Origin of the sequence: Nonomuraea sp. NEAU-A123, assembly GCF_018603905.1 — a bacterium.
Classification (GTDB): Bacteria; Actinomycetota; Actinomycetes; order Streptosporangiales; family Streptosporangiaceae; genus Nonomuraea.
Map to the genome: position 1 here is coordinate 1 of NZ_JAHFZZ010000007.1, position 20,289 is coordinate 20,289.

The following is a 20,289-nucleotide window of genomic DNA, read 5'->3' on the forward strand; positions in this document are numbered from 1 at the left end:
GCGAGTCCTTCCGCATGAAACAGGCACGAACCCGGACAGGCAGACGCCTCACCAAGAAATAGTCAACTACGAAGACGTGGGGACCTTTACTTGGCCACCAGCGGCGACACGCACCCGACCATTGACAGCGCACATCCTTGCAGGAGCGCTAGTGGCTTTCGCGACATACGACCCTTACGACAAGCGTGATCTCTCATTCATTCTTCAAGAGATACGTGACGGCAGAGTGCGCGAAGCGACCCTTATCGACAACGATCAACGAATTTCCGTGACCAAGAACGATGGTCGGCAGTGGTATGCCGACTTTGGGCCGCCCGGTCTCTCCGAGACGGCACTCATGGAGGAGCTCAGCAAGGCTGACCCACTCGGCCATCTCAAGGTCACAGTTGTAGGATCTTCGTGGGGATGAGACCCGCCAGTACAGTTCGCTGAACTGGCTCAGAGTTTCTCTGCTGGTTCACGGCGACGGCGCTCCGCGCCGTACAGCCTCCGTGGCCGGCCTCCGCACCGTCGCCGCTCCGCCGCCCCCACCGCGCACACCATCGACTCAGGCGATCCCAGCAGCCCGACGCCGACAAACCGTCATTCGGCGGCCTTGTCCTACACGACACGCTGCTGCCCATCGGCGCATTCGGCGCGCTTGCACCCACGGACCTTCTGGGCCGGCCTGAAATTTTCACCGGAGACGCACCCGTCGACCTGCCTCGAGGTGGGCCGCCGAGTGTCGTGCCGGGGGATCTCGTTGACGATCGTTCCTGACTTCGCGTCCACTGAGGCGTGATGCCCCAGGCCGCCGGAGAGCGTTCACCGGCGTCAGCCCGTCCCCCGATATCGACGTCCGTTCGACGTGCCGTGGCAGGGGCGCGAGGACCCCGTCCCGCTCCAGGAGGCAGCATGAAGAAGATCGTGGCGGTGATCCTCGCCGCCATCACGCTCGCCGCGGGCGCTGACCCGGCGGCGGCGAGCCCGGGCGGCTCCCCGGCATTCCAGACGGCCTACACCAATCTCCTGCGCGGCATCCGGGCGGAGTGCCCGAACGCCGCGCACGTAAAGATCGCCAACCGCCTCACACCCATCGTCGCCCCCAAGATCGGAGTGTTATGAGGACCCGCCTGCTCCTGAGCACGCTCGTCGCCCTGGTCACGGTGCTCACTTCGCGGGCCGAGGCGGCGGTGGGCGACGGCTCGCCGACCGACGCCAACATCTCCTTCACCGGGCGGTGGGACACCTCGGTCTCCACCGCGTACGTGCCGTACTGGGCGGGCACCTACCTCACCACCGGCTTCAACGGCAGGACGGTCAAACTGCTACAGCGCAACACCATCGACTTGTACTACAGCATCGACGGCGGCGCGTGGGTCTACATCCAGAACGTGAAAGGCACGGTCAACCTCACCCCGACGCCCCTGGCCGCGGGGAACCACACCTTGCGCGTCTCCTACCGGGTCGTCGCGGGTTCCTACCATGGCGACGCGGTGTTCCAGGGCCTCGTGCTCGACCCGGGGGCCACCACGTACGCGACCGCGGTCTCGCCGAAGCTGATCGAGTTCGTCGGGGACTCCATCACCGTCGGCACGACCACCTCCAAGAATGCCCTGACCGCCTACGGCTGGCTCATCGGCGAGCGCCTCGGGGTCCGGCACACCCAGATCGCCCAGGGCGGCGCCTGCCTGGTGGCGACCGCGGACGGCTGCGTCGGCCTGGAGGCGCGCTTCCCCAAGCTCAACCCCAACGCCGACACCCCGAACTGGAACTTCTCCCGCTACCAGGCGAACGCCGTGGTGATCAACCTGGGCACCAACGACGTGGGACACGGCGTGAGCACCACCACCTTCCAGACGTCGTACGTCCACCTGCTGCAGGAGGTCAGGGCGGCGTACCCGGGGGCGGCCATCTTCGCGATGGAGACCTTCACCAGGCGGTACGCCGCGCAGACCAGTGCCGCGGTCGCCGCCCGTAACTCGGCAGGCGACGCCAAGGTCTACTACGTCACCACCGAAGGCTGGCTGACGAGCACGAACATGTCCGACAACGTTCACCCCAACGACAGCGGTCACGTCGTCATAGCTGATCGCCTGGCACCGATCATCGCCGCCAGAATCTGAGCGGCCTGCGGGCCCGGTACGAGCGGGTACGGCCGCGTCAGGCGCGGGCGGGTTCGATGACGCCGAACCACCGCTGCAAGGCTGCCCGGAGTGCTTCCAGCTCCGCAGGTTCTGGTTGTGGTGATGCCGATGCCCAGGCCACGTAGCAGTCCGGTCGAAGGAGCAGGGCTGTGGGCGCGGGGGTCTGGGGGCGTGCGGTGACGATGTCGACGTGGTCCTGCCACGGGGCGAGCGTCTCGGCGAGCGATGTGTCTTCGGTCAGGTCCAGCAGCAGAGGGCGTGCGGTTCTGGTCAGCTCGGCCAGCCGGACCGGCCCGGCCGGGGTGCGCAGTTCCATGTCCGGGGCGAACCTGCCGGTCAGCGGGTGCGCCTCGGGTTCGCCCATGTCGTAGTGGACGTCGGCGCCTGCGGTGAGTTCGGCCAGGCGCTGGACGGTGTCCGGGTCGCGGAGCAGTTCGGTGAACAGGTCGCGCAGTCCGGTGACGTCGCTGCCGGGGGCGATCAGGGCGGACTGTGCCCGCGCGTTCATGACCATGCGTTGGGCGGCCGATCTCCGCTCGGTGTCGTAGCTGTCCAGCAGTCCGGGCGGGGCGCTTCCTCGGAGCTCGGCGGCGAGTTTCCAGCCGAGGTTGATCGCGTCCTGCAGGCCGAGGTTGAGCCCGGGTCCGCCGCCCGTGGCGGAGTACACGTGGGCGGCGTCACCAATCAGGAACACCCGGCCGTCGGCGAATCGTTCGGCGACCCGGGTGTTACCCCCGCTCAGCCGGCGCAGCGCGTGCGGCCCTTCGCCGTCGGGCGGCCCAAGTGGCACGTCGACGCCGAGCACGCGGCGGACGCTCGCCCGCAACTCCTCCAGGCTCATCGGAGCGTCGGTCGCGGGCTGGTCCCGCTCTGTGGTGGTGACCAGCGGCGGGTGGCCGGGCATCGGCGCGTAGGAGAACCCTCCGTGCTCGGTGCGGTGGGGCAGGAACGGCAGAACAGCGCCATAGCCGGGCACGTTCAGCGCGCCGGTCACGGGATCGACCCAGTCCGTCGGGATCGTCGCGTGCGCTGAGCGGACCGTCATCCGGTCGTAGGTGATGCCGGGGAATTCGATGCCGGCGAGCTTGCGCGTGGTGCTGTGGGCTCCATCCGCACCGACGAGATACCGGGCCTGGAGCTGGTACGCTCCGTCCGGACTCGCGACGTCGACGGTGACCGTGTCGTCGTCCTGCGACAGGCCGACGACCTCGTGTCCCCGCCGGATCTCCACGCCCAGTTCGATGGCGCGCTCCTGCAGGACCTGCACAATGCGGTGCTGCGGTACCGGCAGGGCATAGATCGGACTGTCCTCCAGCAGGCTCAGGTTCAGGCCCATCGCGCCGAACATGAAGTACGCGGAGTTCGGCTGCGGCGGATGTGGGCTGCCGCTGAGACGTTCGTACAGCCCGCGGCGGTCGACCATTTTCACGACCTGGCCCAGCAATCCGTTCGCTTTCGGTTCCTTGCTCGGCTCCGGCAGCCGCTCCAGCACGATCGGCCGGACCCCTGCCAGGCTCAGTTCGCAGGCCAGCATCAGCCCGTTCGGACCGCCGCCGGCGATGACGACATCTGTGATCACGTGTGCTCCTTTGATCGCACGGAAAATCGACCCGGCAACGGCCAGGTTGGGAGGGGTTCGCGCGGGTTTTACGGGACGGGAAGGCCTGCGGTGAGCTGGTCGAACACCTCGCGCAGCAGCGGCCCGAGCGGAATCGGCCGATCGGCGTTCAGGCAGTGCGTCACGGCCACGGCAGTGCCCGCGCCGACCACCGCGGCGACCAGTTTCGGGTAGACGTCATGTGCCACGTCGGTGCCGGTGCGCTCGGCGATCGCCTTGGCCAGCTCATCCTGTGCGGCCGCGTCCGCCTTGAGGATCTCGCCGTGCAGCGCCGGCTCGGTCAGCAGGAGCCGGAGTCCGTCGGGCCGGCGCTGGTCGTGGGGAGACCCGCCGCCGTTGCCCTCGCCCGGTGCGAGCTGGGCCTGGACCGCACGCACGATGGAGTCCCACAGATGCTCATCGACCGGCCGCGCTCGCAGTTCGTCGGCGAGCTGCAGCGCGCGCTCCAGGTGGCTGGCGGCAATCGCCTCGGCCTTGCTGGAGAAATAGTTACGAAAGGTGCGCACGGATACGTTAGCCGCCGCGGCGATGTCCTCCACCGTCACATTGCTCCACCCGCGCTCGACGCACAGGTGGATCGTGGCCTGGCTCAGCGCGAGCCGGGTCTCCCGCTTCTTGCGTTCCCGCAGTCCGACACCGTCATTCCCTTCAGCCGTCATGTCCACCACCATAGGCTGATCTTGCCAAAAGTGCAAAAATGCCGTTTTGGCAAGATTTTTGGAGTGCTGCTCCGTCGGCGTTTTCGGGGGGTTGATGAAAGTTTCAGTATTTCTGGGGTGTTTGCCCAGCTCACCCGCATCTCTTCTTGACCGGCCAGCACTCTGCGGGGACGTTCGTCTCGAACCTTTCTGCGTTGGGAGACCGATGAGTTACGCCCGTCGCCGGTTACTCGCCATCCTGCTTCCCGGCCTCCTGGTCGCGCTGTGCGCCTTGGTGCCCTTAACAGAACAGTCCGCCGGCGCGGTCAGCGATCCGCCCGGCCCTGTGACGGGCAACGCCACCTATTTCGACGGGCTCGGCATGCCGTACGGTGGCTGCGGCGTGCCCCAGGCGAACCTCGACTCACAGGACTTCGTCGCGCTCAACGTCTACAACACACCCGGCGATTACACCTTCTACCCCCGGCCACTGACTGGAGCCAACCTCAGCAAGGCCGGGTTGTGGAACAACGGCCTGAACTGCGGCCGCTACGTACAGGTAGAGATCAGCGACTTCTGTACAGGCACCAACGACGGCGCGCAGAGTCAGCCGTTCTGCCGCAACGGCTCCTGGGTCTCCGATGCCTACAACGGCGCGAAGCTGACCATGCTGGTCGCCGACAGTTGCGGCGACTCCAACGCCTGGTGCCGCGACGATCCCTACCATCTGGACCTGGCCAAGGACTCACTCAACCGGTTCGTGAAGAACGGCGCCGGGGTCGGGGACATGTATCCCGGCCATTGGAACAACCGGCACGTCACCTGGTCGTTCATCCCCGCGCCCAACTACAGCGGCGACATCAACATCGGGTTCCTGCAGTCCGCCCAGGTCTGGTGGCCCGCCATCTCCGTCTCGCACCTGGCCAACGGCATTCACGGCGTCGAGTACCTCGCCAACGGAGCGTGGCAGCCGGCCCAGATGAACGGCGACATGGGCCAGTCCTACGTCATCGGCGGGACCACGTCGGGCGGCAGCCAGTTCCAGATCCGGGTGCGAGACGTCACCGACACGCTGATCAACGGCGGCCGCGTGTACAGCTTCACGCTTCCGTCCTCCTGCGGCACGCAGTGCGGCACGCCGTACACCAAGGTCAGCTACACCACCTCGAACGGCCCGACCGCCACGCCCACGGCGACCCCCACCGTCACCCCCACGCCCACGGGCGGCACCGGTGTCTCCTGCGACGTGAACTACCAGGTCGCCAACGCCTGGCAGGGCGGCTTCACGACCAGCGTCACCGTGCGGAACACGGGGACCGCGACCTGGAACAACTGGACGCTCACGTGGACCATGCTGTCCGGCGTGACCCTGACCAGCGCCTGGAGCTCCACCATCACATCGTCGGGTACCACCTGGACGATCAAGGCGCCGAGCTGGGCCACGAGCCTGGCGGCGGGCGCGTCGGCCACCTTCGGCTTCCAGGCCAACGGCCCGTCCACGCCCGGCCCGACCAACATCACCTGTTCTTAGGCCGGGCGGGCTCAGCTCGTGGTCATGAGGGTCAGGCTTTCGTCCTTCACTTTCTCCGCGACCGCCCCAACGTGGACATTCGCTACGAGGAAGGCGATCCGCACGGGACCATTCCCGCGGTGAACGAGGGGCGGCTCGACCTGGCCGTGGTCTTCGAGTACGGCATGGTGCCGCACAACTGGCCGAAGGACCTGAACATGACGTTGATCATGGAGGAGCCGCTCTACGTGCTCGTGCCGACCGGACATCGGCTGGCCGGCCGGAAGCGCATCCAGTTCGGCGAGCTGTCCGCCGAACGATGGATCTCCTACACCGAGGGGATGGACGCCTCGCTCAACCTGTCGCACATCTGCGCGGCCAGCGGCTTCGACCCCGACGTGCTGTTCCGCACCAACGACTACAACCTGCCCTTCGAGCTCGTCCGCAAGGGGCTGGGGGTGGCGATCGTGCCGGAGCTGGCGATGATCGAGTCGCACGACGTGTGCGTGTTCCGGCTCGGCGATCCCTCCCACATTCGCCGGGTCTTCACCGTGAGCCGCGCCACTGACCCGAACCCCCTGCTCGGCCATGCGACGAACATGCTCATCAGCGCCGCCGAAGTGCTGCACCGGCGCACGGACCTCCCCGTCGCCGTATAGGCCGGCGGGCGGCGATCACTCCGGCTCGGCGTGCAGCCGGCGGAAGTCGTCCAGGCTCCGGCGGTAGAGGGCGAGGTCGCTCTCCAGCTTCCGCCTGGTCAGCCGGTCGGGCTCGGACTCGGCCACCGATCTGCCCGACTCGGTCCAGAAAGTGTCGGGGGGCAGCTCGGCCGCACCCGGCGGGAAGAACTTCAGCGCCTCTTCCACGGCGCCCACGGCGAAGCTCCAGTCGGCTTCGACGTTCTCGTAGCTGTGGCCGCCGGACGGATCGGCGGCGTAGAAGAGCGCGCCCTCCAGCGCCCTGCTCGTGTACGTCGCGGCGATGAGGATCCACTGACCGGGGTCGATCAGCTCGGAGAGCCCGGAGCCGAAGATCGCGCCCTCCTCCCGCGCGCCGATCTCGGCCTCGTACGGGACGAGGATCTCCAGAGCACCGAGGCTGACCACGATCCCGTCCGGTTCCCGCGTGAGCGTCGCCCGCCGCGACGCCCCCGGCTCGCCGTCGTGGGCCACCAGGTCGAGGTAGACGTACGCCTCCACCAGCGAACGGCCCAGGCCGCGCTCAGGCATGACCGGCCGCCAGGTCCTGGTAGGTGTCCTTGACGACCAGCAGTCGGTCAAGCTGGAACCGGCCAGGCTCGTCCGAACGCATCCGCTGCCCGCGCTCGGACCAGAACCCGTCGTCGGGCACGGCGTCCGCACCGGGCGGCGCGAACTTGATGACCTCCTCGACGGCCGCGGTCGCGACCCGCAGCGCCCGCCAGGCCTCGGCCCGGTCGTCCACGGGTACGTTGCCCGCGCTCAGGTCGGCCACCCACAGCCACTCACCCGCGTCGAGCAGCTCCGACGGCTCCGGCCCGCCGAACGTCGGGTAGCCGGTGGGCATCACCGGCCGCTCGGGCAGCCCGAACAGGTATTCTCGCGCGGTCCCGCACTCCTCGCACGTGCCCGCGTAGCGGTTGACCAGCTCGCCCTCGACGTCGACCAGCCCACTGTGCCAGGTCGTCTCCGCCGACCCGCACACGCACGGGTGCAGGTCGAGGTAGAGATGCGCCTCGTCCCTCGTCCGCGCCACCGCGAATGCCATAGCCGTCCTTTCCTCGACAGTCCATCATCATGCCGGAACGCCGTCATGCCCCTCACAACGCGACCACGCGCTCCCTGGACGGCACCCGCTCGGGCTCGGGCTCGGAACGATGGCCGCACCGGCACGGCTCACCCGCGGGGCACCGGCACTCCCCCTCTTCCGGTGGCCACCAGCCGGTCGCGTTGGCGAGCGCGCGCAGGCGGTCCAGGTGCGCGGGCCAGTCCCGCGGGCGCTTGCCGCTGGCGAGCGCGGCCAGCTCATCGGCCACCGGCCGCGGGATGAGCCGCCACACCTCCGGGCGGGTGCCAGCGAGCAGGTCGAACAGCACGCCGAGCCGGCCGAACCGCTGGGCCGTGGTGGCCGCCCGCGCCTGTCGCACGCTCTCGTGCAGCTCGGCCAGGGCCGCATGGTCGCCGGGGTGTCTGCCCAGCGCGCGGGCGACGGCCGCGGCGGCGGTCGCGGCGGCGGCCCGCTCGTTCGCGCCGATCGTGCGGCGGCCGTCCACCTGGTACGTCAGCATGCCGGGCTCGGGGGGCCCGGCCTGGTCCGGCCGGACCTCGACGGGGATGGGCGGGCGGCCGGGCAGCACGATGTCCATCAGGCCGGGGCCGTACTCCTGGACCCGCGCGCCCATGAGCGCCGCGGCGCGCGCGATCGCCCTGGCCGCGGCGGTCTCGGGCAGCGCCGCCCCTCCCCGGACGGCCGCGACGTCGGCGGGAGAGAGTACGCCCGCCCGGGCCAGCTCCAGCAGCCTGGGCGTGGCCCCGTCCTGGCCGGGCGCCAGGCCCGCCCGGCTGATCTCGGCGCGCAGCGCGGACCTCTCGGCCGCGGCGCCGCGGGGGCCGGCCTCGGTGATCGCGTGGACCAGCCCGCGGAGCCTGGTCAGAGTCCTGGCGTCGGGCACGCCGAGCGCCCGGTGGGACACCACGGGTCCCGGCCCGAGCAGCGGCTCGTCCGGCCGTCCCGCGAGCCGCGCCGCGTGCGCGGCCACCTGCTCGGCCACCGCGGCCGTCACCCGGGCGCCGCCCTCCGAGGGCACCCGGAGTGTCAGCCGGTCCGACGTACCCGCCTCGACGGTCACCTCGGTGGCGTCCCGCACGGCCTCGGCCAGCTCCAGGGTGAACCGGCGGCCGCCCGCGGTCACGGTGAACTCCTTCACCTGGCCCGGTGCCGGACTCACGTCGGCCACGCCGGCGATCTGGGCCACCTTGGAGAGCCCGGCCGCCGAGGTGTCGAGGCCCGTGGCGGTCCCGCCGCTGAGCAGCCGCGCGATCCTGCTCTGCGGCTCGGCGACGGCCGGTGCGCGCGGGCCCGTCCCCCAAGGTGGCGCGGGCGGGGTGTGGCCGCGCCGCTCGACGTCGGCGGCGATGGCGTCGATCGCGTCCGCCAGGCGCGACCGGGTGGCGGGGTCGGTGGCGGCGCGCCACTTGTCCGACAGGTGGGCGTGCTCGTTCAGGCGCGGGATCAGGCAGAGGTCGGAGCCCTCGGCCTGCTCCTGGGCGAGCGACGGCCGCACGACGCCCTGCGGCGCGCCCCAGGCGGCGGCGGTGGCCTCCTGGGCGACGTGCGAGAGCTCGTGCACCAGGGTGGCCGACACGATGTCCGGGTGCACGCGCGGCCCGATCCGCATCAGGTGCGGGTCGTCCGGCGTGCCGGCGCGCGGCTCCGTGGCGGCGTTCAGCCCCTCGCCCGGGTCTCCGATGAGCACGCGGACGTGCTGGTCGGGCGAGCCGGGGAGCTGGACGGCCATCGTGTCGTCCGCGGTCCACCTGATGTGCTCGGCGACCCCGCCCAGGGCGCTCGCGGAGCGGGCCTGGGCGCGTACCTCGGCCACGGTCAGGCCGGGAACCCCCGCGGGCCGGGCCGACCTCGAGAAGATGGTGCCGTCGATCGCGGGCGAGGTCACGCTGGGCGGCGCCACGCCCTGGCCGACGCTTCCGCCCACCGGCTCGTTCGGGAACGGCCGCTCGGCCGGCCACGACGCCTTCTCGGTGTCGACCGCGACGACACCGCGGGACATCAGCGCGGCCCTGACCTGGTGGGCGAAGGCGCCGGGCGACTCGGAGTTCAGGAAGACGTCGCGCAGGTCGAGGTTGATGCCGGAGGCGGCGTCCAGCAGCAGCGGGGAGAGCGTGGCGAACGCCTCGGCGAACCCGCCGTCGGGGGTCAGGCTGCGCAGCGCGCCGTTGGGGTAGGCGTCGTAAAGGTGCCGGCCGTCCGCCTCCCAGATCGCCACGCGGGCCACCTCGCCGCGTTCGCGGGCGGCCAGCCGCGCGTCCCGCAGGGTGTCGATCGCGCCCTCGCGGTCGGGCTCTGGCCGGAACCTGAACGTCGGCTGTCCCAGGTCCCCGGTGGGCAGGGGCGCGAGCCGAACGTTCTCCTCCATCCGCGTCAGCAGCTCCTCGATCTCGTCCCCGAAGAGGACCACGTCGATCTCGCCGTTGGTGGCGCCCGGCAGGCGGACGGGCTCGCCGACGGGATGCTCGTGGCCGTCCCTCAGCCGGGCCACGTTCTGGAACGTCAGGTCGTAGTCGACCCTGAGGCGGACGAGGTAGGCGGCACCCTTCTCGAACTTGCTGCGCTCGCGGCGCGCCCCGTGGTGGTCGCTCACGCTCTCGGATGTCCCCAGGCGGACGCGGGCGCCCAAGCCGAGCCCCGACTCGCCGTCCGAGAGGTTCGCGCCCGCGCCGCCGGGCAGCACGCGACTGCGGGACAGGGTCGCGTTCTGGGCGTTGGCCGCCCTGTCGACCTCGCCCTTCTCCGCGTCGAACGGCCCGGCGGCGATGGTGAGGTCCGACAGGCGGGCCGTGATGTTCACCTCGGCGCCCTGGTTCCTGAACTTCTGCCTGGCCGCCCGTACGATCACCTCGCCCTCAGGCCCGGCCATCCGCTCGAACGCGGTCAGCATCGCCGACGGGAGCAGCCGCGTGACCAGCTCGGGGCGGATCTCCGCGACCGACGCGGCGCCCATCATCTTGGTGAGCTGCGCGACGATGACCTCGTACAGGGTGGGCCCGCTCGGGTCCTCCCGTATCGCCGCGGGGAAGTGGCCCGGATGCAGCTCGACCGGCCGGGGGTCGGGCACGGTCACCAGCGGTCCGTCATCCTCGGACATGGGCCGGATCATGCCGGTGGGGATGCTCCGGGTCAAGGTGGCGCCGTAGCCGGCCGGCGGCGCGGAACGGCTCCTGCCCCGCAATTTGTCGGCCAGCCTGCCCAACCGTCCCGACAGCTTGCCCTTGCGCATCGGCCGGCGCTCGACCTCGATGACGAGCAGCATGTCCTGCTGGACCCGGTCGAGCTCGCTGAACAGGCCGATCCGCTGCAGCCGCGTGCTCTGCCGGTTGATCGAGCCCGTGTACGAGCGGCCCCGGTCGGTGGACACTCCCCCGCCGTGGCCGTCGCCGTTGTCGGAGGCGCCGTAGTCGAGCCCCGCCGAGTAGGAGCCGTTGTACGACTCGGAGTGCGAGCGGTCGCCGTAGCGGTAGCGCTGGATGATGATCCCGGCCTGCGTCAGGTGCGCGAGGAACTTCGCCCAGCGGGGATGCTTGGAGTCGGCCGGCACCAGCCGCGCCTTGACCGTGACCTCCTCGGTCTGCGTGCCGGTCTGCACCTCGTAGCTCTTCTCGAAGCCGCTGCGCGACCACATGTCGAGGACGCGGATGCGGACCGCGTCGTCGGAGAAGTCGACGGCCAGTTCCTCGCCCAGGGTGGGGCTGCCCTCCACCGCCCCGGGGACCGCGGCGGCCACGGCGGCGGTCACCGCGTCCAGCATCGGCACGTGGTCGCCGTGCTCGTCGGTGAGGTCGAGTGACTCCACCGTGCTCAGGCTCACCGACTCGTCGAACGATGGGGCCAGCACGACGTCCCTGGAGCGTTCGAGCAGCTCCGACGCCTGGCTGAGGACCTTATCGAGGTCCTTTGCCGTCTCCTCCGAGGGTCGGTCGGGCAGCGGCCGGCCATTCGGGTCCGTCGTGGCCGGGTCGGGTGTGACCCCCATCACCTCCTTGACTCTGGCGAGCAAGGCCTTCGGGGTGTGCCGCGCCGCGTAGCTGACGTCCGCGCCGGCCGCCCGCGCCTTGGCCACGTCGGCGATGTAGCGCTGGATCAGGGGCACGGCGATGCTGGGGTCGAGGTTCAGGCTGCGGTTGAGGAAGCGCTCGATGGCGTCGCTGACGAGGACTCCCGACAGCGGGAGCTCGCCTTCGGCGTACAACAGCAGCGCCTCTTCCTCGGCCAGCGAGAACAGCCCGGTGCCCGGCGCCGTGGCCGTCCGGGTTTCGCCAAGGGGGATCCGGCCCCCGGCCGGCAGCGCGTCCGCCATGCTCTCCGAGCCGGTGAACGTGTGCTTCGTGGATGCGAGGATCATGTAGTGGCGGCCGTACTTGATCGTGAGATCCTCGTTGCCCCAGATGTCGAGGATCGAGGTGGAGTCGGCGGTGCCTCCCGACCGGGAGGGCAGCGACAGCGTGCCGCTGTCGCTCGACGTTCCTCCGCCGTCGAGGTCGGAAACGCTGGTCGCGGCGCCGGCGGACACGTTCGACGATCCGCCCCAGGACACGCCGGCGCTGCCGAGCCCGAACAGGATTTTGCCGCTCACGTGGTCGACGATGCCGATCACTTCGGCCTCGCCGAGTTCGCCGGACACCGACAGCGATGAGCGGGTGGGAACGCCGTTGACGCTCAAGGCGAGGCCGGCGGTCAGCGCCCGGGTGAACATCTTGAAGTGGGAGACGAGGGTGCGCACGTTCAGCATCGCGGCGATGGTCTGGAACGCGCCGGAGCCGGGGCGCATGCCCCTGTTCAGCACCTGCTGGGCGGCGGCGTGTGACCCCGGCACGTCCATGTGCAGCAAGTTCAGACTGCGCTGCACCTTCCTGGAGAGCTTGCCCAGGGGTGCGGGCGGGGTGTCGTTCGTGTCCGGGAGGAGGTCGCCGGCGATCTTCAGGGTCGCCCTGCCGGACTCGGTGGCCAGCGTCGTCGTCGTGCCGTTGTGCAGGAGCTCGGCGGTCATGACATGCCCCAGGGAGACGATCGCGACCGGGCCGCTGCTCTCTTGCAGCGTCACCACGTTCACCGTGCCGCCCGCGCTGGAGCCGGCCGTGCTGGTGCGGCTGCCGCCCGCGTTGACGCCCACTTCGTGCGTCATGCCGTCGTGGCCCTGGTCGGGCCCATCGCTCTCGCTGACGGACGCGCCACCCGCGTACGTCCTGGATTTGCTGATGGCCCGGGCGGAGGTGTCGGAGCCGATGTCGAGGTTGACCACCGTCTCCGCGTCGGTGTGCTGCATGGGGCCCACGTCGCCGAAGTCCTGCTTCAGTGACAGGCGCAGCTGGTAGTTCTCCGGGTCGCCGTTCAGGCCGTGCAGCGAGAGGTCGAGGAGGATGCCGTCCTGAGCGAGGGTGTCGTAGGCGGCCTGGATCCGGTGCTCTTTCAGCTGCTCCTCGACCTCCTGGAGGTTGAGGACCTGGGCAGCGCGTTCGAGCCGGTTGCGAGAGTACTCCCGCACGCCGTCGACGGTCTTGGGGATGATGCCGCGCTCGGCGAGCTCGTCCAGCACCTTTGTCCTGAACGCGTCCAGATCCTCGATCTCGTCGACGATGGCGGGACCCGCGCCGCGCATCTGCCCGGGGCCGTCGCCCAGCCAGACGGGCAGCTCGGCCTTGCGGCCCGGCGGCGGGCCGGGGCGCGGGTCGCCGTGCAGCACCGGGACGCCGTTGGCGTTGAGCACCGGCTGGCCGTTGTCGTCGTACACCACTGCCGCGCTGTCGAAGGGCAGTCCGAAATCGCGGGCGGCCGACAGCCGCATGCTGGCCACCACCGTGTTCCGCACCGGAGCCAGCGTGACCGGCGGCTTGCCGAACACCTCCACCGTGTACGTGGTTATCACCTCGAACTCCCAGGTCCCCTCGGCACTGGTCATCCTGAGCACGCTCGGGTGGATCGCCTGCTTGTTCGCGGTGGCGGAGTACGACCGCGACACCGACCTGGAGCCTCTGGCCTTGGGCCCGATGGAAGGGTGGTAGGGGCCGAGGCCGCCGATTCCCTCCAGCGAGGGATCCTTGAAGCCGGCGGAGGCGTTGCCCTCCACCGACCTGCCGACCGACGCCCCGCCTGGCAGCGCGGCGAAGTCGGTGATCACCCTCTCCCCCCACTGCGCGGCACTCACGCCGCCCACCGGCTTGGCCGTCACCCGGACGATCCTGCTGTCGGCGCGTACGCTCGCGTGCGGCTGGCCGTCCCTGGTGAAGACGCGCTCGTAACCGTTGTTGACGGCCTCGCCTAACTGATGGGGCATCTCCTCGGTGATGAACGTGCGTAACTCGTCATGCGGGACGGCACCGACCTTGGTGTACTCCCCGCCGAGGGTCGCGGCGACGGTGTCGAGGTTGTTCTCCGTGTCACTCATGCTGGTGACGACGTGCGGGGGGAATTTCGGGTCGCGCTTGGCCTCGTCGATCCAGAGCAGCTTGCGCGGCGGCTGGTCGGCGTGGGACTGCGAGAGCCATATCCGTTGCGCGGCGGCGTCGCCCGGCGCTCCGGAGTCGACCGTGACGCTCTCGCCCCAGCCCTCCGACTGCCGGAAGCGTACCTGGACGCCCCAGCTCGCGGCGGCGTCGAACAGCAGCGGGTCGCTTCTGTCGTCGGCGACGTAGCCGCCCTGCGCGAACGCCCCGGACCCGCCCGTCGCCGCCCAACTGCGCCCGACGCCCGCCCCGACGCTGACCCCCAGCATCTCGACCATGTTCCTGGCCACCTCGCCCTCGGGCAGCATCGGCGCCAGGGCGCCGCTGCTGAAGCCCGTGGACATCCCGACGTTCCCCGATTCGGTGACGCTGACCGTGCGGCCCGACTGGAAGAACAGGCCCACCATCATCTCGGACGCCTTGATGACCGGGTCCGTCACCTCGACCAGGTCGGAGAGGGCGAGCCTGATCCGCACCTCCGCCGCCGACCGGCCGCGGCCCACCCGCAGCACGACGCCGTCTGAGGTGACGACCTTGTGGAAGTCGGCTCTCAGGGCCTGCTCCAGGTCGATCGCCGTGAACCTGGGGCCGGGTCCGTTGGCCTCCAGCATCTTGTTCACGGTGGCGGTGAGCGTGGTCAGATGGGGGAGCCGGCCCGTCGGCAGGGACGCGGACAAGCTGAGCTCGTGCGGCAGCGCTGCCGCCAGCGCGTCCAGGTAGCTCTGGTGGAGCCGCTCGGCCTCGGCCGCCAGCCGCCGGGCGATGTGGGCCATGCCGACCTCGCCCGGCTGGGTTGGTCTGTCGGCCTGGCTCATGGCCATCAGGAGCTGCTCGTATTTCTGCCGCGCTCGCGTCGCCTCCGCCAGCGCGACACGGTACGCCGCGGCTATCCTGAGGTTCCGCTCCTGCGCGGCGCGGAACGTCCGGCTCTCCTTCCGGGCCTTGCGCCTCCGCTCGAAACGGCCACTGTCGTGCTGGTTCCTCGCCTCCTCAGCGGCCTCCATCTTGTGCTGGATCTGCTGAAGCGCCTCCTCGGCGACCTCCATCTTGTGCTGGATCTGGTGCTGAAGCGCCTTCTCGGCCTTCGCCAGCGCTTCGGCGACGGCCTGCACCTGGTCGGCGCGGGAGCTGTTGGCGGGTAAGGCCGGGGCCTGCTGCGTCCGGGTGTCCTGCTTGGGCGCCCAGGGCGGCAGCGGCGGGGTGTGGCCGCGCTCGCTCAGCTGGCGGGCCACGCCGTCGATGTCCACGGCGAGCCGGCGCTGCTCGCCCAGCGTCGGGGCCCGCTGCCACTTCTCGGCCAGGAACGCCAGCTCGTTGAGCTGTGCCGCCGCGCACATGTCCCGGGTGTTCTTCCCGGGGCGCGGCAGGACTCGCTGCCTCCGGCCTTCGCCGGCCGACAGCACCTCCTGGAGCGTGTCGGTGATCTCGTGCAGCCAGACCCTGGAGACCTGTCCTTCGCCGATGCGCGGGCCGAAGTGGACCAGGTACGGATCGTCCTCGGTCCCGCTCTTCCTGGTATCGGTCTCGCCCATCAGGCGCGGGCTCAGGCCGCCGATGACGGGGCGGAAGTAGAAGGTGCCGTTCGTCTTCGTGTGGACCGCCAACACCCGGTCGCCCTGCTCCTCCTCGTTAGGCTTGGTCTGCGACCAGGAGAAGCCGCTCACGTCCTCGTTGAGGAAGTGACGTGACTGCACGTCGGCGAACGCGTGGTGCACCTCGTCCAGGGTCAGGTTGGGGCCCTGGCGGCCGTCGGGCACGTGCCTGGTGCCGGGGACGGGTCTCGACGTGACCGTGCCCGGCTTGCTCGTCGGCGCCGCAGCGGCCAGGTCGTCCTGGGCCGGGGCCTCGCCCTCCTGGACGACCAGCAGCATCGCGGTCGCCTCGGCCTGCAAGTCCGCGATCTCGGTGACCTGCTCGGCGCGGCTGTCGAGGGCGGCGCGGAGGCGGGTCATCGTGGCGGCGGAGATCGTGCGCACGCTGGAGCCGGAGGTGATGAGGAGGTCGCCGGCCGGGCCGATCACCGCGTCGGGGAAGTCCGTGGCGAGCGCGCCGATCAGCGCCGTACGGGCCCGGTCGGCGGCCGGAGCGGTGACCGGGGCGGTGACCGCGGCAGGGTGCGTGGCCGTGTCCTGCGTTCCGTGGTCCGCCACGTCTGCCTGTGGGGCGGCATGGGTCGAGGGGCCGGCCGCGGCCTGGTCGCCGGTCGCGACCGGGCCAGTGGTCGCCGTTTGGTCGGGCGTCGCCGTTTGGTCGGGCGTCGCCGTTTGGTCGGGCGTCGCCGTTTGGTCGGGCGTCGCCGCGTGGTCCGGCGTCGCCGTGTGGTCCGGCGTCGCCGTGTGGTCGGGGGTTGCCGTGTTGTCCGGGGCTTGGGCCGGTTGGCCTGCTGCCTCGGCCGTGTTCGGCGAAGGGTGTTCCGCCGTTCCGGTCTGACCCTGTGCGGGCGCCGTCGCGGTGCCGCGCCCGGAGGGGTGGTGTGCGCCGTCGGCGGGCTCCGGGGAGGCGCCGGGCTGCGGGGGCTGGGCTCGATCGCCACGGTCCTGGGCGGCCGAGCCGCGCTTGGGCGCGGACGTGTCCACGTCCGGGGCGGCGGCCACGCGCCCGGCGGCGCCGTCCTGGCCCGTGGGGGACGGCACGGTGGCCGCCGGCCTCGCCGTCGCGGGCGAGTGGGGGGTGGCGGGCACGGCGCCGGCCCTCGGGGCGCCGGCCGCCGCGGGATCGGGTACGCGCACGGCCGCACCCGGCTGACCGCCGCTCGGGCCGGGGCCGCCACCCACCGGGCTCCCGTCGGGCGTGCCCCCCGGTGTGCCCCCCGACGGGTCGCCGCCCGCGCGGACGGCGTCGGCGCGGGCCGCGGCGTCGTAGGCGGAGGCGAGAGCGGTCGTCGGATGGGCCAGCGTCGTGTAGACCGCGGGGTTGAACGGGCTGATGGATCCGGTGCGCCCGGCGCCGCCCATGAAGCCGCCCATGAGGGAGTCGGCCGTGAACGGGTTCTCCCATTGACCGTAGACCACGCCGTTGGCGATGAAACTGCCCACCGGGGAGGCGATGGTGTTGGTCGCGCCGGTGGTGATCGCCCGGCCCGCGAACCCGGGCACGCGCCCGGTGACACGGGACACGGGCCCGGCCACCTTCATGCCCACGATCGCGCCGCCGCCCGCGCCGATGATCGCGGCCATGGACTTGTTCCAGTCGATCTCTTTCCTGGTGCCCATCTTGACCTGCTGGTACTGGGCGACGAAGTCGATGAAGAACTCTTCGCCGATCTCCTCGATGAGCTCGTGGCCGAGCGCGGAGCCCAGCAGCCTGGTGATCACGCTCCGCCCGGTGGCCCCGCTGAGCACGGCCACTCGGGCCAACCGCGTCGTGCCCACCTGCCTGGCCCCGGCGACCGCGAGCCGGACGAGGATCCGGTCGAGGGCCGCGCGGGCAGCGGCCGCGTACGGGCCGATGAAGATGGTGGTGGATCCGGCTGTGAAGAAGTTGGCGAGGCTGGCGATGGCGATGGCGACGACCGTGACCCAGAACGCCACGTTGATGGAGAGCTTGGAGTACTGGGTCTCGACGGCGAAGTTGCTCGCCTGCTGCGAGTAGGCCTGCGCGTTCTTGGCCACCCCCGACATTCCGCCCTCGTGGCCGTACAGGACCTTGGCCCTGGTGACGAAGTTGGCGGTGGCGGGTGAGGCCCAGCCGGTTACGATGGTGCGCGCGGCCGTACCCGCGCGCGGCGCGCAGCCGGCGGCGCCAGTGGCCAGGTCGTCGTACGCCTGGCACATCTTCGACAGCCCGCTCTCGCTGGCCTCCGGCCATTTCTGGCCGGCGGACAGCATCGGGATGAGCCAGTTGACCACCCAGCCGGGCAACGCCTCGGTCTCCCAGGCGGGCAGAACGTCCCGGTCGATGCGCACGATCGACTGGCCGCCGGTCGCCTGGCTGCCTGTGCTCACGGCGCCGGAAGCGCCGTTGACGGTCACCTCCCGGGCCTCAGATCTCTCGCGTCAGCCCGGACATGTCCTGATACGTGGCGGCGTGGGTGCGCAAGGTGTTGTCGATGGTCTTGCGCATCCTGTCACCGGCGTCGGTGATCTCCTTGGTGAGGTGGGCACATTGTGTGAGCATCTGGTTCGGGCCGTCGCCGCGGAAGTGGGCGGCCTTGAACGCGGCGCCCTCGGGCCCGCCGCCCCAGGGCGCCGCGGCGAGCGCCTCGGTGACCGCCGCCCTCAGCCGGGGCGATTCCCGTTCCCAGTCCTCGGCCATCGTGGACCACTGCGAGATGCCCAGGTTCACGATCGGCTTGGCGATCTCCACGCCATCCCAGGGTTTCAGCTCGCGCCTCCCATCCGCTCGGCGAAGCGCGCCATGACGGCTTCGAGGTCACCGTCGAGATGCGCCTTGAACTCCTCGGCCGGGATCACCGGTTCGAAGATCTCCGTGATGCGCTCCTGGGCCCTGACCGCCGCCCGCTGGGCGGTCTCCGCGATCGTGTCGGCGAGGTACCGCGCGTCGGGGCGCCGGTAGATGCGCGGGTCGAGGTCCAGCCGGACGAGCTCGCCACGGGCGCCGACCGTCACCGACACCTGGCCATCGCGTGAGGTCTCGGTGACCTGAACCGCTTTGGCCTGGGCGTGCAGCTCCGCACTCGCCTCCTGGATCCGCTTGAACACGTCGCGTAACTCGTCGGCGTAGGCCCTCGTTCCGGCCGTATCAGGTTGGTCAAGCGATTCCACGGACCCCCCTCGAAGCCACACGGTGCGCGTTTTGTCCCTTACGACACTGTCGCATTTCCTCCTAGTTTCTGTCACATGAACATCAAGAGACAAGAGCGTTACGTCACAAATGTTGATCTTCGGCATTCAGTGGCACGGCCTCCTCTTGGATGCCGATCACCTCCGCGCGAGGCACCCACAGGCGGTAAACGCCCCGCTCGACCCGCTCCAGCCCCAGCTCCACCGCGGTGAGCGCGGATCCGCCCAGGTATTCGAGCAGCACCAGCCCGTCCTTCTCGTCGTGCACGTGGAAACGCTCTCCGCGCCACTGGCACACGATCGTCACGAAGTCCAGGGCGGCGCACTCCGTCACGGGGACCGTGCGCACGTGACAACCCGGCTCGACCTCCTCGAAACCGTCCGCGGGTTCGGAGCTGCGCAGCCGTACCCACAGCTCCAGGGCGTGCGGCTCCGGGCTGGCCATGTAGTCGGCGCCCTGCCAGCGGGCCCGGTAGAAATGCCGGCTCACGCTGCCTGCCTGCCCACCAGCAGCCAGCGCCGCAGGTCGCCGTGGTACATCGCGCGCCGGTGCTCGGTCCCCTCGAAGGTGAGCTCCCAGATCTCCGCGCCGTGCGGCAGGCCCACGCCGTACACCTTGTACTCGCGGATGACGTGATCGACGTTGGGCACCAGGCCCAGCCCCACGAACGGCGGCTCCTCGACCACCCAACCGGCCACCGCGGCCTTGCCCTCCTCGTCGGTCCCGCCGTACGGAGTGCGGTACAGGTTGAGGCCGACGGGCCGCCAGCGCAGGATGTTCAGGCAACCGTCGGCGGTCAGCATGCCGGGCTGGCCCAGCGCCTCGGCGAGCACGGCGGGCGTGGCGATGTGGGAGACGTCCAGCGCGTGATGGCAGTAGCCGGACACCCGCGGCTCGCCGCCGACCAGGAGGCCGTGAACGTCGGCCGGCGAGAGCAGCTTCTGGACCACCGGCACCCCGGACCCGGGATCGAGCAGCAGGTCCTGGGCCAGCGTCGGCACCGCGAGCCTGGCCACCGTGCCCGGCTCCAGCATGAAGACGGTCGGCAGCCCCGGGTTGATCGCGAGACCCCACCGCGGGTCCGGCCAGCCCGCCGCCAGCTCGGCCAGCGAGACGACGCGGTAGTGCGTGGCGACGCCGCCCGTGGCCAAGCGCATCGCCTCGGCGGAGGTGTAGGCCAGCAGCCAGGTCCGTTCGGGGTCCGCGGCCGTCGCCCAGGCGGGGGCCTCAGTCCCGGCCGCCGCGGCGGCGGTGATCGGCAATGCCAGGTCGGCGTCGCGGAGCAGGCTCAAGCACAGAGCCTCCTGCCCGTTCTCACGTGCCGCCCACAGCCGCTCCTCGAACGGCGTCGCCGGATGGTGATCACTCATCATCATCTGCTCAGTCTGCCGACTCCCGCAGTCTTCCCGGCCCTCCGGGCCATAGCCCGTCTGCCGCTTCC

General features: G+C 70.7%; 14 protein-coding genes. 5 read left to right on the plus strand and 9 right to left on the minus strand.

Features of this window, described 5'->3' with window-relative positions:
* From KLK06_RS22175 to KLK06_RS22185, 3 genes are all read left to right on the plus strand, one after another.
* The coding region (locus KLK06_RS22175; RefSeq protein WP_214637492.1) for a hypothetical protein at nucleotides 1–409 on the plus strand (409 nt) is incomplete at its 5' end.
* 485 nt (nucleotides 410–894) lie between these two features.
* Complete coding sequence (locus KLK06_RS22180) at nucleotides 895–1,104, plus strand: hypothetical protein (RefSeq protein ID WP_214637493.1); 210 nt, start codon at nucleotides 895–897, stop codon at nucleotides 1,102–1,104.
* Nucleotides 1,101–2,105 carry an SGNH/GDSL hydrolase family protein gene (locus KLK06_RS22185; protein ID WP_214637494.1) on the plus strand — a complete coding sequence of 335 codons (1,005 nt, stop codon included), beginning with the start codon at nucleotides 1,101–1,103 and terminating at the stop codon, nucleotides 2,103–2,105. The genes KLK06_RS22180 and KLK06_RS22185 overlap by 4 nt, the downstream gene beginning before the upstream one ends.
* A 37-nt stretch (nucleotides 2,106–2,142) precedes the next feature.
* On the opposite strand, the gene KLK06_RS22190 is transcribed toward KLK06_RS22185, so the two are convergent.
* Both KLK06_RS22190 and KLK06_RS22195 read right to left on the minus strand, forming a co-directional pair.
* Nucleotides 2,143–3,705: an FAD-dependent oxidoreductase gene (locus tag KLK06_RS22190; RefSeq protein ID WP_214637495.1), complete on the minus strand. Its 1,563-nt coding sequence runs from the start codon at nucleotides 3,703–3,705 to the stop codon at nucleotides 2,143–2,145.
* Nucleotides 3,706–3,773: 68 nt separating this feature from the next.
* Nucleotides 3,774–4,415 (minus strand): TetR/AcrR family transcriptional regulator, encoded by a 642-nt coding sequence (locus tag KLK06_RS22195; protein WP_250905859.1) that lies wholly within the window; start codon nucleotides 4,413–4,415, stop codon nucleotides 3,774–3,776.
* A 193-nt stretch (nucleotides 4,416–4,608) separates the two neighbouring features.
* Between KLK06_RS22195 and KLK06_RS22200 the strand changes: the two genes are divergently transcribed.
* Together KLK06_RS22200 and KLK06_RS22205 are read left to right on the plus strand one after the other, a co-directional pair.
* Nucleotides 4,609–5,913 (plus strand): cellulose binding domain-containing protein, encoded by a 1,305-nt coding sequence (locus KLK06_RS22200; RefSeq protein ID WP_214637496.1) that lies wholly within the window; start codon nucleotides 4,609–4,611, stop codon nucleotides 5,911–5,913.
* Nucleotides 5,904–6,551, plus strand: a complete 648-nt coding sequence (locus KLK06_RS22205; RefSeq protein ID WP_250905907.1) for a LysR substrate-binding domain-containing protein — start codon at nucleotides 5,904–5,906, stop codon at nucleotides 6,549–6,551. The genes KLK06_RS22200 and KLK06_RS22205 overlap by 10 nt, the downstream gene beginning before the upstream one ends.
* A 15-nt stretch (nucleotides 6,552–6,566) precedes the next feature.
* Here KLK06_RS22205 and KLK06_RS22210 read toward each other — a convergent pair whose 3' ends face one another.
* The 7 genes from KLK06_RS22210 to KLK06_RS22240 form a co-directional block, all read right to left on the minus strand.
* Complete coding sequence (locus KLK06_RS22210; protein ID WP_214637498.1) at nucleotides 6,567–7,121, minus strand: hypothetical protein; 555 nt, start codon at nucleotides 7,119–7,121, stop codon at nucleotides 6,567–6,569.
* Entirely contained in the window at nucleotides 7,114–7,638 is a 525-nt protein-coding gene (locus KLK06_RS22215) for a hypothetical protein (protein ID WP_214637499.1), read from the minus strand. Before KLK06_RS22215 ends, KLK06_RS22210 begins: the two co-directional genes overlap by 8 nt.
* A 52-nt stretch (nucleotides 7,639–7,690) precedes the next feature.
* Complete coding sequence (locus KLK06_RS22220; protein WP_214637500.1) at nucleotides 7,691–18,076, minus strand: hypothetical protein; 10,386 nt, start codon at nucleotides 18,074–18,076, stop codon at nucleotides 7,691–7,693.
* 10 nt (nucleotides 18,077–18,086) lie between these two features.
* On the minus strand, nucleotides 18,087–18,410 hold the full coding sequence (locus KLK06_RS22225) for a hypothetical protein (protein WP_214637501.1): 324 nt from the start codon (nucleotides 18,408–18,410) through the stop codon (nucleotides 18,087–18,089).
* A gap of 14 nt (nucleotides 18,411–18,424) precedes the next feature.
* Nucleotides 18,425–18,829 carry a YbaB/EbfC family nucleoid-associated protein gene (locus KLK06_RS22230; protein WP_214637502.1) on the minus strand — a complete coding sequence of 135 codons (405 nt, stop codon included), beginning with the start codon at nucleotides 18,827–18,829 and terminating at the stop codon, nucleotides 18,425–18,427.
* 103 nt (nucleotides 18,830–18,932) lie between these two features.
* A complete protein-coding gene (locus KLK06_RS22235; RefSeq protein ID WP_214637503.1) occupies nucleotides 18,933–19,337 on the minus strand; it encodes a hypothetical protein in 405 nt (134 codons plus the stop codon).
* Nucleotides 19,334–20,224 (minus strand): SseB family protein, encoded by an 891-nt coding sequence (locus tag KLK06_RS22240; protein WP_214637504.1) that lies wholly within the window; start codon nucleotides 20,222–20,224, stop codon nucleotides 19,334–19,336. Before KLK06_RS22240 ends, KLK06_RS22235 begins: the two co-directional genes overlap by 4 nt.
* Nucleotides 20,225–20,289 lie beyond the last annotated feature (65 nt).

Excerpts from the sequence above, each read along its gene's own strand:
- KLK06_RS22180 (WP_214637493.1), top strand. The coding sequence starts at position 895 with ATGAAGAAGATCGTGGCGGTGATCCTCGCCGCCATCACGCTCGCCGCG.
- KLK06_RS22185 (WP_214637494.1), top strand. The coding sequence starts at position 1,101 with ATGAGGACCCGCCTGCTCCTGAGCACGCTCGTCGCCCTGGTCACGGTG.
- KLK06_RS22195 (WP_250905859.1), bottom strand. The coding sequence starts at position 4,415 with ATGGTGGTGGACATGACGGCTGAAGGGAATGACGGTGTCGGACTGCGG.
- KLK06_RS22200 (WP_214637496.1), top strand. The coding sequence starts at position 4,609 with ATGAGTTACGCCCGTCGCCGGTTACTCGCCATCCTGCTTCCCGGCCTC.
- KLK06_RS22210 (WP_214637498.1), bottom strand. The coding sequence starts at position 7,121 with ATGCCTGAGCGCGGCCTGGGCCGTTCGCTGGTGGAGGCGTACGTCTAC.
- KLK06_RS22215 (WP_214637499.1), bottom strand. The coding sequence starts at position 7,638 with ATGGCATTCGCGGTGGCGCGGACGAGGGACGAGGCGCATCTCTACCTC.
- KLK06_RS22240 (WP_214637504.1), bottom strand. The coding sequence starts at position 20,224 with ATGATGATGAGTGATCACCATCCGGCGACGCCGTTCGAGGAGCGGCTG.